Raw genomic sequence first — 13,360 nt, 5'->3', positions numbered from 1 at the left:
ATTATAAGATAAATATATTTACTATTCTATATACTATTATACAGAAAAAAGCGCCATTAGGCGCTTTTCTATTTGGCCATTAACTTTTCTAACGTTAATTGAGCCGCATGTTGTTCTGCAATTTTTTTACTTTTACCAGAGCCGGCCTCGTAAGTAACACCATTGATTTCGACCACCATATGGAAGGTCTTAGCATGGTCGGGACCACTTTCACTGAGCAAACGATAGACGATATGTTTATCACCATCTCGTTGTACATACTCTTGTAACAAGGTTTTATAATCCTTGCCCCGTTTACCTTCTAAAGCTTGCTTGATATACGTAATGAGATGTTTTAAAACGAAGTTCATCGCCGTTTGGTAATCTGTAGAAATATAGATAGCACCAATGAGAGACTCAAAGGTATCCGCTAAAATAGAATTACGATTATTACCACCAGAAGCACATTCACCATGTCCGAGCAATAAATATTGCCCCAATTGCAAAGAACGACTTACAGATGCTAAAGAATCCTCACATACTGTAGCGGCCTTGATTTTCGTCAAATTACCTTCGGCCATGTCTGGATATGTCTTAAATAGGTATTCCCCAATTATAAGATCTAAAACAGCATCGCCTAAAAACTCTAATCGCTGATTGTGATTAATATGCTTTGATTTATGTTCATTCGCATAAGATGTATGTGTAAAAGCACAATCTAAAATGGATATATCTGACACAGGTATGTCTAAACGAGCAACAAGCCCATGAAGAGATTCTTCACGAGCTTGTGTCATCTTACTCTTATGCGCTTCAACAGCTACCATTAGCCTTCATAACGGCGTACGCAAAGTGTACCGTTATGACCACCAAAACCGAAAGAGTTGGAAAGAGCACATTTAACTTGAAGGTCACGTGCACCTTCGCGAACATAGTCAAGATCCAAACCTTCATCAGGGTTGTCACAGTTGATTGTAGGATGAACTTTGCCAGTTTCGATAGCCATCGCCATAACGATAGTTTCGATAGCACCAGCAGCACCTAACAAGTGACCTGTCATGGATTTTGTAGAGTTAACAGCGATGTCTTTAGCATGATCGCCGAATAATTCTTTAATAGCCAATGTTTCATTTTTGTCATTAAGGCCAGTAGATGTACCATGAGCATTGATGTAGTTAACGTCTTTAGGATCGATACCTGCATCTTTAATTGCTAATTCCATACATTTACGAGCTTGTACACCACCTGGAGCTGGTGCAGTAATGTGGTAAGCATCGCCATTAGTACCATAACCTACAACTTCAGCGTAGATATGAGCACCACGAGCTTTTGCGTGTTCTAATTCTTCAAGAACAACGATACCAGAACCTTCACCCATTACGAAACCATCGCGATCGCGGTCAAATGGACGAGATGCTTTTGTTGGTTCGTCATTGCGTGTAGACATAGCTTTCATAGCTGCGAAACCAGCTACAGCTGCAGGAGATACAGCCGCTTCAGTACCACCGGCAAACATGATATCAGCATCACCACGTTGGATGATACGGAAAGCATCGCCAATAGCATTTGTACCAGAAGTACAAGCTGTTACGTCTGTAATAACAGGACCTTTAAGGCCAAGACGGATGGATACACGTGCAGATGTCATATTGGCAATCATCATAGGAACTGCAAATGGACTTACACGACCAGGACCTTTTTCGAATAATGTTTCATATACTTCATGGATAGAGTCGATACCGCCAATACCAGTACCAACTACAGTACCACAACGATCTAAATCTTGTTTATCTAAATCAAGATCAGCATCTTCACAAGCAAGAACAGCAGCACCGATAGCCAATTCTACAGAACGGTCCATACGACGAGCTTCTTTCTTGTCTACGCCATAGTTTGTAACATCAAAATCTTTTACTTCACCAGCAATACGAGTTGCATATTCAGATGCATCAAAGCGTGTAATTGGCCCAATACCAGATTGACCTGCCAATAACGCATTGTAAAAGTTCTCTTTACCGATACCTACAGGAGTCACTGCCCCTAAGCCAGTAATTACTACACGTTTTTCCAATTATTCCACCTCTTATAGCTATACAGCCCTTTTAAATTAATCAATCTCTGCTACTTGCTGTTTTAGTTGAGCAAAGATATCTTTAACTGGCATAATCTTGTCGACTTTTCTCATATTATTGCCAGAGAACACCAAACCTGTTTCCACATCACCTTGTTGTGCACGAGAAAGAGCACGGATGATACAGAATTTATGGGAACAATGTTTCAAACAGTTATCACACACCGTTGGAGGTGCTACAGTACCATCTAATACAGATTCAGCAAATTTATTTTTAATTGCTTGTCCAGGCAAACCTACAGGACTTTGAATCAATACAATATCCTCAGGATTAGTAGCCCGTACATACATTTTTTTCAATTCATCAGATGCATTACATTCATCAGAAGCAGCAAAACGGCTACCCATTTGAACGCCACTAGCACCTAATTTCAACATTTCTACGATGTCACGACCATCAAGAACACCACCAGCACCAATAACTGGAATGTTTTTAACAGCAGCTACAACCTCTGGAACGATTTCTCGAGCGGAACGATCCGTCCCCAAGTGGCCACCAGCTTCGCAGCCTTCTACGATTACTGCTGCTGCACCTAAACCTTCAGAAATGCGAGCTAATTTTGCGGACGAAACAATTGGTACGATTGGCGTACCAGACTCTTTGCCCATTGCGAACATATCTCTTGAAAAACCAGCACCTGCTACTACAAGATCAATGCCCTCTTCGATGGCAGTTTTAACTAAGCCAGCAAATTGTGTTGCGGCTACCATCGCATTTATACCAATAATACCCGTAGGTGATAATTTTCTAGCTAATTGTATTTCGTATCGTAATTCATCAAACGGCAAACCGGATGCTGCAATAAGGCCGATACCACCTTCATTTGCAACGGCTGCTGCCAAGCGAGCTGTAGACAATCTAATCGCCATACCACCTTGAATAATAGGTACTTTGGCCACTAGATTCCCAATGCGAAGTTCAGGGAGCTTCACTATCAAATCCTCCTGTAAATAAAACCGGTTGGGAGGCCACTCGGCCTCCCGTACGGCTGAATTGTCAGCTTTACAGCTTATTTAGCAGAATCAATATATTCTACTGTATCCTTAACGGTTTTGATTTTTTCTGCAACATCGTCAGGGATTTCAACATTGAATTCTTCTTCGAATGCCATGATCAATTCAACGATATCTAAGGAGTCAGCGCCTAAGTCGTCGATGAATGTAGAATCAATGGTAACTTCAGCTTCATCAACGCCTAATTGTTCCACAACGATTGCTTTTACTTTATCGAAAGTGTTCATTGGTGGTTCACCTCCTTTCAAAGTGTATTTATATATAGTCTAATTTTGAAACTACATCACCATACCGCCATCTACATTGATGACTTGGCCTGTAATATAGTTAGCAAAATCGCTAGCAAGGAATGTTGCTACTGTCGCTACTTCTTCAGCATTAGCCATACGGCCCAATGGAATTTCTGCAACCATAGCTTCTTTAACTTTTTCTGGTAATACATCAGTCATATCAGTATTGATAAATCCTGGTGCAATAGCATTAACAGTAATGCCACGACTTGCTAATTCTTTAGCACAGGATTTAGTAAAACCAATTACACCAGCTTTAGATGCTGCGTAGTTAGTTTGACCCGCATTACCCATAACGCCTACAACAGATGTCATATTGATAATATGACCAGAACGTTGTTTCATCATGATTTTAGATACTGCTTTAGTTACTAAATATACACCTTTAAGGTTGATATCTATAACAGCATCAAAATCTTCGTCTTTCATACGCATCAATAAACCATCACGCGTAATCCCCGCATTATTTACGAGAATATCAATGTGGCCAAACTCTTTATGAGCTTCTTCCACCATAGCTGCAACTTCATCAGCATTAGCTACATTAGCTTTAATTTTAATGGCTTTACGGCCTAAAGCTTGTACAGCTTCAACAGTTTCTTGAGCTGCACCTTCGCTACCGCTATAGTTAACCACCACATCAGCACCAGATTGTGCTAAATTGATGGCTACAGCGCGACCAATGCCACGGGATGCGCCAGTTACAATGGCTACTTTACCCTCTAAATGCATTTTATCGAACCCCTTTCAAAAATTCAAGCGTTTTCTCTAAGGATGCAATGTCTTCAACATTGGCTAATTCCATATCTTTATTGATCTTTTTAGTAAAGCCAGTAAGTACTTTACCAGGACCTACTTCAACGAATCGAGTTACACCAAAGTTAACCATTTCAGCTACGCAGTCTTCCCACAATACAGGGTTAGCTGCTTGAGTAACTAAGGATTCTTTAATATCGTTTGCATTAGTCAAAATTTTACCTGTCACATTTGCCACTACAGGAATTTGAGCATCGCTCACTTGGATTTTATCCAACTCTTCTTTTAAACGAAGAGCTGCAGGTTCCATCAAACGGCTGTGGAATGGAGCACTTACAGGAAGCATAACAGCACGTTTTGCACCGGCTTCTTTCATCTTTTCTGCTGCAATTTCTACCGCTGCTGTTTCACCTGCAATAACAATTTGACCTGGGCAGTTGAAGTTAACTGCTTGCACAGAACCAACAGAATCGTTAACCTCTTTACAAATTTCAACAACTTCTTCACGAGGTAAAGCTAAAATTGCTGCCATAGCACCTTTGCCCAATGGCACAGCTTCTTGCATATATTCACCGCGTTTATGAACAACATACACAGCATCTTTAAAATTCAATACACCTGCCGCTACAAGAGCACTGTATTCACCAAGACTATGACCACCTACGATATCAGGTGTAAAGCCTTGTTCTTTAAGAACTTCATAGCAAGCTACTGATGCAGTTAAGATAGCCGGTTGTGTATTAGCAGTTTTAACAAGTTCAGTATCAGGGCCTTCAAAGCACAATTTGGAAATAGAATAACCAAGCGCTTCGTCAGCTTCTTCAAAACGTTGTTTCACAATAGGATATGCATTGTACAAATCTTGTAACATGCCTACTTTTTGGGAACCTTGACCAGGAAAAACAAATGCCGTTTTCATAAGGGCCTCCTTATTTACCAAGACCTTGAAGTTTTTTAATTACAGTTTCAGTTTCAGCCATGATATCTTTGATAATAGTTGCACATGGTTTAACATCTGTTAACATGCCAGAGATTTGACCAATCATTACAGAGCCTTCTTTTACATCACCTTCAATAGCAGCTTTACGAAGTGTGCCTGCACCTAAGTTTTCTAAATCTTCTTTGGAACCACCGCTAAATTCAAGGGATTTATATTTATGAGCTAATGCATTATCAATGATACGTACAGGGTGACCTGTTGTTAAACCAGTCATAACAGTGGCACGATCTTTTGCTTTCAATACTGCATTTTTATAGTTTTCATGAGCAATACATTCTTCGGATAATACGAATCGCGTACCCATTTGTACTGCTTGAGCGCCTAATGCAAAGGCTGCAGCCATACCACGGCCATCAGCAATACCACCAGCTGCGATAACTGGAACATCTACAGCATCTACTACTTGTGGAATCAATGCCATAGTAGTAATATCGCCTACGTGACCACCAGATTCTGTACCTTCTGCGATAATTGCATCAATACCACCGCGCAACAAGCGTTTTGCAAGTAATACGGAAGCAACTACAGGAATTACTTTAGTACCGATTTCTTTTAAAGCTGGAATATACACGCCAGGATTACCAGCACCTGTTGTAATTACAGGAACGCGTTCTTCCACAACTACTTCCATAACTTCTTTAACAAATGGAGACATGAGCATAATATTACAACCAAATGGTTTGTTTGTGCGCTCTTTTAATTTGTGAATTTCATTACGGAAAATATCAGGAGGCATATGACCAGCCCCAATGATACCAAGGCCACCCGCTTCGGAAACAGCTGCCGCTAATTCTGCAGTACCGAGCCAAGCCATACCACCTTGTAAGATTGGGTACTCAATCTGCAATAAATCACAAATGTCAGTCTTAATCATCTTGATGTGTCCTCCTTAATACCATTTCAAGACAAGGCTAGCCCATGTAAGGCCTGCACCAAATCCTGCAAACGCAACATTATCGCCGCGTTTGAAACGCCCTTCACGATTAGCTTCGTCCAAAGCTATCGCTACAGACGCGGCAGATGTATTACCATACTTATGTAAATTAACAAATACTTTTTCCATCGGCATATGTAAGCGTTTTGCAGCCGAATCAATAATACGAATATTTGCTTGATGTGGAATAAAGAAATCCAACTCATTAAGTTCCATTCCAGCTCGTTCTAAAGATTTTAAAACAGTACGCCCCATCGTTTTAACAGCAAATTTATATACTTCAGAACCATCCATATGAATGAATGTTAAACCTTCTTCAATGCGTTGGTCATTGGCAACTACGGCTGTACCACCTGCAGGAATACAAAGAGATGGACCACCAGTACCGTCGGCACCCATATCAACACCTTTAATGCCATAACCTTCAGGGACTTCAGATACTACTGCGGCACCAGCGCCATCACCAAAGAGGATACTTGTACTACGATCGTTCCAATTTACTCGACGGGAGAGAATTTCAGCGCCCACAACGAGCACCTTTTTGTATAAACCGGAGCTAATATAGCTAGCTGCAGTAATCAATCCATATACAAAGCCAGAGCATGCAGCTTGTAAATCATAGGCCGCTGCATTCTTAGCGCCTAAATTTGCTTGTAATACACAAGCGGCTGAAGGAATAATCATATCCGGTGTTAAGGTAGCAAAAATAATCACGTCTATATCTTCGGCACTAACCTTAGCCATTTGCATAGCTTTTTTTGCTGCCTCAGTCGCCATATAGGATGTATTCATACCTTCCGGTGCAATGCGTCGTTCCTCAATACCAGTACGTTCTCTAATCCATTGGTCATTGGTATCAACCATTTTTTCTAGATCAAAGTTTGTTACTACATTGTCAGGAAGGAAGCTCCCAGTACCAATGATTCCAACCGGTTTACTCATCATAGTCATACTTCAAGGCTCCTTCAATATCCATTGTTTCTCTTATGTGTTGAATAATTTTACGTTCTACTAAATCACTAGCAATTTCAATAGCAGTTTTAATCTCTTTAGCTTTGGAGCTACCATGAGCAATCATAAACACCCCATTAACCCCTAAGAGTGGAGCACCACCATTTTCTGTGTGATCTAAGCGTTTTGCCATCTTTTTTAAAGCTGGCTTTACAAGCATAGCACCAATTTTGGCAAAAATACTACCTGCCATAATGCTATCCTTTACTAATTGTGTAAGACCTGTTACCAAGCCTTCTGCGAATTTAAGTACCACATTACCGACAAAACCATCGCAAACAACAACATCTACGACCCCTTTTGGAATATCACGGCCTTCAATATTACCTTTGAAGTTAATAGTTTTCATACGTTCCAAAATTGGATATGTGGCTAGAACGACATCGTTCCCCTTAGTGGCTTCTTCGCCAATATTTAATAACCCTACTGTAGGTTCTTCTTTACCTAATAAAAGTTTTGCATATTCAGAACCCATCAATGCACCTTGTACAAGATGTTTTGGTTTACTATTTGAGTTAGCACCAGAATCTAACATAACAGTAATACCACTAACTGTTGGCATCGGAGTTGCAATAACCGGGCGATCAACCCCCTTAATACGACCGAGGCCAAACAATGCAGCTGCTACAGCTGCACCTGTACTACCAGGAGCAATCACGGCATCGCAAGCATTATCACGAACTAAAGATGTTGCTACCACAATGGATGCGTCCTTTTTCTTACGCAATGCTTGTCCTGGATGCTCATCCATACCGATGACTTGACTGGCATGGTGTACAGAAATGCGTGGATTCTTAGCTTCATTCCTAGCTTCTAATATATTAAAAATTTGCTGCTCATCGCCGACGAGCACCACTTCAATGTGTTCATTTGCTCGTACGGCTTCAATGGATCCTAGTACAGTCTCCAATGGAGCAAAGTCGCCACCCATGGCGTCTATTGCAATTTTCATAATCTACACCCTATTCTCTACGGATTCCATAATAAATTTTGCGCGAAATACTTCTTTTATTTTATCTCTTATAATGACCCAAATAAAGAACTTATTACCACGGCGACGCACAATTTCTGCTTTTGCCACCAGATTAGTACCAGCTCCAACTGGATTTTTATATTTTATATTTCCAACCTCCGCAGAACAAACAGTAGTCCCCATGACTACCTTTGCGAGGGAATTTGCTTGAGCATATAAATACTGTGGCTCTACATGTCCAAATCGATCTTCCATGTCAGAAGTAGTACGTAGCATTGATAATGCTTGTTGTCCTTCCGTAACATCGATCAGTTCACCAACCACTTCGTACGGTACATGTTCTACCGCTTCTTGTGATTGACCTGTAGCCATGACGCGTATGCGTTCACGCAATTCAGGAATGCCCAACTCTAGACGATCTAGACGAATCGTTGGCACACTTACATTAAAATGTGTTGCCAATTCTTCATCAGTAAGAAATGGCGTAATATTCAGTTTTTCTTGTAACTGCTTTTGGCGCTCTTGCTTCTTTAACCGACTCATGGGACCACCTTTTATGACCTAGTATTAATATTACATCCTAAGTATATACAATAATTCCCTTATTTGCAAGGCTTTTCATACATATAGTAACAGATTTTGTACATATATACCAAATATAGTTATTATTTTATATTTAAGTATCTTTTTGTTTATAAAAGTATAAAAAATGCCACTATTCTACAGCTTTATATTACTATAAAATAATGGCACTGACTAATGCATATCAAGTATATTAAGTTATATATTACTAAAAGTATACAAAAGCATACAAAAAAGACGCCTACTACTACAGTAGGCGTCTTTTTTCCGCTCACATATTAAGCATTAGCTACTACTTGCTCACCTTTATAGTGACCACATGTAGGGCAAACACGATGAGGCATCTTAGGTTCGTGGCATTGTGGGCATGCTACATAACCAGGAGCTTCTAATTTCCAATTAGCACGACGGCGATCGCGACGGCATTTAGACAATCTACGCTTAGGTACTGCCATTATCTGCACCTCCTTAGTACAATCATTAGGACAATCTATCATCTTTCTCATCAAGCAAAGCACGTAACTCTGCAAATCGAGGATCCACCACAAAGGATTCACAAGAACAAGGTGAAACATTTAAATTTGCTCCGCAATGAACGCACAATCCTTTGCAATCATCCTGACATAACACTTGAGAGGGCTCATTGATGATTAATGTATCCCTAATTAGTTCGGTTAAGTCAATTTCCTCTCCATCGAAAGGAATCACATCTTCAGCAACGTCTCTAGAATCACTAAAGATTTCCTCAAAGGAATCCTTACGATCATGCTCTGTTGTAGTTAAACAACGTGAACACTCGTAATCACCTTTAGACTCTATCGAACCTTGAACGATGTAATTTTGACCATCAAACCAAAACTCACCATTAATGGTTATATCATGACGGCTCCAAGGAAAAGCAGTTACGTCACCAAGCTCAGAGGTTGGTATCGTATAGCTATAAGGAAATTTCTTTCCTATATGTTCTTTTGCTTGCTCTACTTGCAGTTTCATAATCTTACCTCGACTCATAATATTATAAACATGACATAGTGCTTTGTCAAATAAAAAAGACTATCTTAAGCGGACTCAAGATAGTCTTTTTGGTAAGTCAATTACATTTTTTCGAATTGGTCTTTACCAACACCGCAAATTGGGCAAACATAATCAGCTGGTTGATCTTCGAATTTTACGCCTTCAACAGCTTCGTCATAAACCCAACCACATACTACGCATACGTATTTTTCCATGAGTATTTCCTCCTTCACTTGAAAATTATTGTTTAATGTTTATCTTTTATAATTCAGATACTCTATCTGTAATGTAGTATATCAAAGATATCGAAACTTTTCAATACTCATTTTCTTAATTTCTCATTTTTTATAATATTTATAAAGCATATATAATATGCGGATTTGTGCTACTCCATAATTTGAAACACATTATCATTTAGAGGGATTTAGACCTAAATATGAACCAACACACTCCTCCATCATTTCGATGTTTCAATACCAAAAATAATTATTATACCAATTATTTTTGGTATATTAAGTAAATCAACTACTACCCAAGGTGTACATAATTTATATATTATACTATTATATATAGAAGAGAATATGGTCACACTCTATATTCTAAAACATCTAAATTAATAACATATTATATAAGTATGTACTTATGAACTCTTACTTTTCTATGCAATATACTCATAATAAGATATTTACCTTCTTAATATGAAATATTAACTAGAGAAATCATCATTTATATTGTTATCATAGGAGGATTTATGAGAACAGCTTTAACAGAACTTTTACAAATTGAATACCCTATTATCCAAGGTGCTATGGCTTGGGTATCTGAACACAAATTAGTAGCTGCCGTTGCTAATGCTGGCGCAACAGGTGTTATCGCCCTTGGTGGTCGTGATGCTGAATGGACACGTAATGAAATTCGTGCATGTAAAGAGTTAACTGATAAACCTTTCGGTGTTAACCTCATGTTAATGGCACCTAATAAAGATGAGTTAGTCGATATTATTATCGAAGAAAAACCTGCATTTGTAACACTCGGTGCTGGTAATCCTGTACCATATATCAAACCACTCCAAGAGGCTGGTATCAAAGTTATTCCTGTAGTCCCTTCCCTTAAATTGGCTAAACGTATCGAAGAAGCAGGTGCTGATGCGATGATCGTAGAAGGTATGGAAGCTGGTGGTCATATCGGTAGCCAAACAACAATGTCCTTAATGGAAAATATTTTACCAGAAATCTCTATTCCTGTAGTAGTTGCCGGTTCTATCGTAGATGGTCGCGGTCTTGCAGCTGCACTACTAATGGGTGCGGAAGGTGTACAAATGGGCTCTCGCTTCTTGCTAGCGGAAGAATGCCATGCACATCAAAATATGAAAGAAGCAATCATCAAAGCTACAGATACTGATTCTGTTGTAACCGGTCTTCTCTCTGGCCACGGCGGTGTTCGCAGCTTAAAAAATGAATTTACTACTCGCTATTTAGCAGCAGAAACTGATGGTGTTACTACACCTGAAGAGCGTACAAAAATGTCTCAAGGCACTAATAAACGCGCCGCTATCGATGGCGATGTTGTAAACGGCGCGGTACAAGTTGGTCAAGCTTTGAATCGTCTTGTCGCTATTGAACCAGCTCATACAATTGTTCAAACTGTAATGAACGAAGCAATTATGTCTATTCGTAAGGCACAACGCCTTCTTGAAATTGTTTAATAAATTAGGAGTACCATATGTTACCATTTCATGGAAAATATCCAAAATTAGATCCTAAAAGTTGCGTAATGCCCGGTGCAGAACTTGCTGGTGATGTAGAACTTAAAGAATATGCTTCTATTTGGCAAAACTGTGCACTTCGTGGTGACGTAAATAAGATTGTAGTAGGTCGTTACTCTAATGTACAAGACAACTCTGTATTACATGTAGACGACGATAAAGCATGCGTCCTTGGCGATTATGTAACAATCGGCCACGGTGCCATCGTTCATGCTAGTACAATCGAAGACAATGTGTTAGTTGGCATGGGTGCCATTGTATTAAGTGGTTGTCATATTGGCTCTGGCTCTATTATTGCAGCCGGTGCGGTAGTAAAAGAAAACACTGTCATCCCACCTAACTCTTTAGTCGTAGGTATTCCTGCTCGTATTGTTCGCACAGACGAAACTCAAATCGAACGTATTCACAACCAAGCTTTAAAATATAAACACTTATGGACTATTGAATACGGTATGCTTCCTGATGCAGGTGGCGAGGAATACGATAAAAATGCTAAGATCGTATAATTACATATAACAAAAGCGGATAGTTGATCACAACTATCCGCTTTTATTTTTTATTCACAAGCTTAATATGCCTTTATATAACTAAATATAGCATTATACCTTTATAGTATTTCAAGGTAATAAAAATATGTAGTCATACACATTTATAAATACTCTAGTTAATAACTATTTACTAGTCTTTAATTTAGCCTGAACAATTTGTTCTACCATAAGTGCTGTCCCCATGGTCAATGCTATAGGGAACAACATCTCTACAGAAAACCTAGATAACTCAAGCATAAATGCACAAGATGTCATCGGCATCTTTTGAGCAAGGCCAAGGAATGCTACGGCACCAATGAAGGCTGCCATGCCTAATGATATAGGTGCTACAGCAATAGACCAAATGGTACCAAATACTATAGCTAGCGTACTTCCCAACATCATAGATGGAGTAATACGGCCACCATATGCACCTGCTGCTAATGCGAGTAGTACTGCTACCCACTTAGAACCAAATAAACCTAATGCATAAGTCCATGTAATTTCATTGGTAAAGGTTAATTCATTTCCAGCTTTACCATTCCCAAGAATTTCAGGGAAATACATAGCTAATACACCGATAAGTGTAAATGCTACGATAGAAATGGGAATCATAACAGGACTGCTACGATGAATAGCTGGTAACTTACTTTGTGTAATATTAAATAAAACTACACCTAACGCAACAATAGCACCCAAGGCAATGGAGAATTCAACATAATGGCTACCCAAGCTAGGTTGAGCCATTGTATATTGAATAACATCCCCTACACCCGCCTGTCTCGTTACAAAGGTTGCTAATCCACAGCATACAAGAGCAGCACTCATAGCCCGTATATTCCATGTAAGAAGCAATGTTTCTAACGTAAAAATCGCTGCCGATAACGGTGAATTATAAACCGCTGCCAAGCCAGCACCTGCTGCACAAGCAATCAATAGTTGGCGGTCTTCTTGTTTTATATCAAAATGTTTAACTAAAAAAGTTGTAATCCCTGCACTGGCTTCACGTGGTGCGACTTCTCGTCCTAATGGTGAACCAATACCTACGGTAATAATTTGTAAAGTTGCATGTAAAACAGTAGTGATAGGATTCATATCCATCTTACCGGAAACCGCAGTTTTAATATCTACAACACCTTTACCATATCGGTGAATAAGAAACCAGCCCACACCACCTATGAGACCGCAAATAATCAGTGGTATCAATCGTTCTACTGGGGATACTCGCGCTACAGCAGCACCAAAACTCATATGATCTGCAGAAGAATAATGATATACAAAATGCTGAATACTATGCATTAAATGTGTATAAGAAGCCCCTACTAATCCCGCTATAAATCCAACAACAATTATGAGACCTATTAAACGTTTATCAAATGCCATA

General features: G+C 39.4%; 16 protein-coding genes. 2 read left to right on the top strand and 14 right to left on the bottom strand.

The window, feature by feature from the left end; all coding sequences use genetic code 11:
• Positions 1-68 precede the first annotated feature (68 nt).
• The 13 genes from rnc to KH109_RS05895 all read right to left on the bottom strand — a co-directional run bounded on the left by rnc (position 69) and on the right by KH109_RS05895 (position 9,899).
• Entirely contained in the window at positions 69-806 is a 738-nt protein-coding gene (rnc, locus tag KH109_RS05955) for a ribonuclease III (protein WP_257846634.1), read from the bottom strand.
• The gene (fabF, locus tag KH109_RS05950; protein WP_024066702.1) at positions 806-2,050 is read right to left on the bottom strand and encodes a beta-ketoacyl-ACP synthase II; all 1,245 of its coding nucleotides are present in this window, start codon (positions 2,048-2,050) and stop codon (positions 806-808) included. Before fabF ends, rnc begins: the two co-directional genes overlap by 1 nt.
• 36 nt (positions 2,051-2,086) lie before the next feature.
• Complete coding sequence (locus KH109_RS05945) at positions 2,087-3,043, bottom strand: nitronate monooxygenase (RefSeq protein ID WP_005386972.1); 957 nt, start codon at positions 3,041-3,043, stop codon at positions 2,087-2,089.
• A gap of 77 nt (positions 3,044-3,120) precedes the next feature.
• Positions 3,121-3,351 (bottom strand): acyl carrier protein, encoded by a 231-nt coding sequence (locus KH109_RS05940; protein WP_004693441.1) that lies wholly within the window; start codon positions 3,349-3,351, stop codon positions 3,121-3,123.
• 51 nt (positions 3,352-3,402) lie between these two features.
• Positions 3,403-4,146 carry a 3-oxoacyl-[acyl-carrier-protein] reductase gene (gene fabG, locus KH109_RS05935; protein ID WP_105085447.1) on the bottom strand — a complete coding sequence of 248 codons (744 nt, stop codon included), beginning with the start codon at positions 4,144-4,146 and terminating at the stop codon, positions 3,403-3,405.
• Between the two features lies 1 nt (position 4,147).
• Positions 4,148-5,089, bottom strand: coding sequence for an ACP S-malonyltransferase (fabD, locus tag KH109_RS05930; protein WP_295216748.1), 942 nt, complete (start codon positions 5,087-5,089; stop codon positions 4,148-4,150).
• 10 nt (positions 5,090-5,099) lie between these two features.
• Complete coding sequence (gene fabK, locus KH109_RS05925; RefSeq protein ID WP_105094461.1) at positions 5,100-6,044, bottom strand: enoyl-[acyl-carrier-protein] reductase FabK; 945 nt, start codon at positions 6,042-6,044, stop codon at positions 5,100-5,102.
• A gap of 15 nt (positions 6,045-6,059) precedes the next feature.
• The gene (locus KH109_RS05920) at positions 6,060-7,055 is read right to left on the bottom strand and encodes a beta-ketoacyl-ACP synthase III (protein WP_060924752.1); all 996 of its coding nucleotides are present in this window, start codon (positions 7,053-7,055) and stop codon (positions 6,060-6,062) included.
• The gene (gene plsX / locus KH109_RS05915; RefSeq protein WP_156719551.1) at positions 7,039-8,067 is read right to left on the bottom strand and encodes a phosphate acyltransferase PlsX; all 1,029 of its coding nucleotides are present in this window, start codon (positions 8,065-8,067) and stop codon (positions 7,039-7,041) included. Before plsX ends, KH109_RS05920 begins: the two co-directional genes overlap by 17 nt.
• Positions 8,068-8,070: 3 nt before the next feature.
• The gene (gene fapR / locus KH109_RS05910; protein WP_105085443.1) at positions 8,071-8,631 is read right to left on the bottom strand and encodes a transcription factor FapR; all 561 of its coding nucleotides are present in this window, start codon (positions 8,629-8,631) and stop codon (positions 8,071-8,073) included.
• Positions 8,632-8,948: 317 nt separating this feature from the next.
• Positions 8,949-9,125 (bottom strand): 50S ribosomal protein L32, encoded by a 177-nt coding sequence (gene rpmF / locus KH109_RS05905; protein ID WP_004693428.1) that lies wholly within the window; start codon positions 9,123-9,125, stop codon positions 8,949-8,951.
• A gap of 25 nt (positions 9,126-9,150) precedes the next feature.
• Complete coding sequence (locus tag KH109_RS05900; RefSeq protein ID WP_105085442.1) at positions 9,151-9,663, bottom strand: DUF177 domain-containing protein; 513 nt, start codon at positions 9,661-9,663, stop codon at positions 9,151-9,153.
• Positions 9,664-9,764: 101 nt separating this feature from the next.
• A complete protein-coding gene (locus tag KH109_RS05895; protein WP_004693422.1) occupies positions 9,765-9,899 on the bottom strand; it encodes a rubredoxin in 135 nt (44 codons plus the stop codon).
• A 536-nt stretch (positions 9,900-10,435) separates the two neighbouring features.
• Here KH109_RS05895 and KH109_RS05890 point away from each other — a divergent pair.
• Together KH109_RS05890 and KH109_RS05885 are read left to right on the top strand one after the other, a co-directional pair.
• Positions 10,436-11,389 carry a nitronate monooxygenase gene (locus KH109_RS05890; RefSeq protein WP_295216741.1) on the top strand — a complete coding sequence of 318 codons (954 nt, stop codon included), beginning with the start codon at positions 10,436-10,438 and terminating at the stop codon, positions 11,387-11,389.
• 17 nt (positions 11,390-11,406) lie between these two features.
• Positions 11,407-11,955 carry a gamma carbonic anhydrase family protein gene (locus KH109_RS05885; protein WP_156719554.1) on the top strand — a complete coding sequence of 183 codons (549 nt, stop codon included), beginning with the start codon at positions 11,407-11,409 and terminating at the stop codon, positions 11,953-11,955.
• Positions 11,956-12,120: 165 nt separating this feature from the next.
• On the opposite strand, the gene KH109_RS05880 is transcribed toward KH109_RS05885, so the two are convergent.
• Positions 12,121-13,359: a chloride channel protein gene (locus KH109_RS05880; RefSeq protein ID WP_295216736.1), complete on the bottom strand. Its 1,239-nt coding sequence runs from the start codon at positions 13,357-13,359 to the stop codon at positions 12,121-12,123.
• Between the last annotated feature and the right edge of the window lies 1 nt (position 13,360).

Origin of the sequence: Veillonella sp. (assembly GCF_018381775.1) — a bacterium.
Classification (GTDB): domain Bacteria; phylum Bacillota; class Negativicutes; order Veillonellales; family Veillonellaceae; genus Veillonella.
The sequence above is the reverse complement of the archived record's forward strand: the minus strand, read 5'-3'. Positions and strand labels throughout refer to the sequence as shown.

Excerpts from the sequence above, each read along its gene's own strand:
- rnc (WP_257846634.1), bottom strand. The coding sequence starts at position 806 with ATGGTAGCTGTTGAAGCGCATAAGAGTAAGATGACACAAGCTCGTGAA.
- KH109_RS05940 (WP_004693441.1), bottom strand. The coding sequence starts at position 3,351 with ATGAACACTTTCGATAAAGTAAAAGCAATCGTTGTGGAACAATTAGGC.
- fabG (WP_105085447.1), bottom strand. The coding sequence starts at position 4,146 with ATGCATTTAGAGGGTAAAGTAGCCATTGTAACTGGCGCATCCCGTGGC.
- fabD (WP_295216748.1), bottom strand. The coding sequence starts at position 5,089 with ATGAAAACGGCATTTGTTTTTCCTGGTCAAGGTTCCCAAAAAGTAGGC.
- fabK (WP_105094461.1), bottom strand. The coding sequence starts at position 6,044 with ATGATTAAGACTGACATTTGTGATTTATTGCAGATTGAGTACCCAATC.
- KH109_RS05920 (WP_060924752.1), bottom strand. The coding sequence starts at position 7,055 with ATGACTATGATGAGTAAACCGGTTGGAATCATTGGTACTGGGAGCTTC.
- plsX (WP_156719551.1), bottom strand. The coding sequence starts at position 8,067 with ATGAAAATTGCAATAGACGCCATGGGTGGCGACTTTGCTCCATTGGAG.
- fapR (WP_105085443.1), bottom strand. The coding sequence starts at position 8,631 with ATGAGTCGGTTAAAGAAGCAAGAGCGCCAAAAGCAGTTACAAGAAAAA.
- rpmF (WP_004693428.1), bottom strand. The coding sequence starts at position 9,125 with ATGGCAGTACCTAAGCGTAGATTGTCTAAATGCCGTCGCGATCGCCGT.
- KH109_RS05900 (WP_105085442.1), bottom strand. The coding sequence starts at position 9,663 with ATGAAACTGCAAGTAGAGCAAGCAAAAGAACATATAGGAAAGAAATTT.
- KH109_RS05895 (WP_004693422.1), bottom strand. The coding sequence starts at position 9,899 with ATGGAAAAATACGTATGCGTAGTATGTGGTTGGGTTTATGACGAAGCT.
- KH109_RS05890 (WP_295216741.1), top strand. The coding sequence starts at position 10,436 with ATGAGAACAGCTTTAACAGAACTTTTACAAATTGAATACCCTATTATC.
- KH109_RS05885 (WP_156719554.1), top strand. The coding sequence starts at position 11,407 with ATGTTACCATTTCATGGAAAATATCCAAAATTAGATCCTAAAAGTTGC.
- KH109_RS05880 (WP_295216736.1), bottom strand. The coding sequence starts at position 13,359 with ATGGCATTTGATAAACGTTTAATAGGTCTCATAATTGTTGTTGGATTT.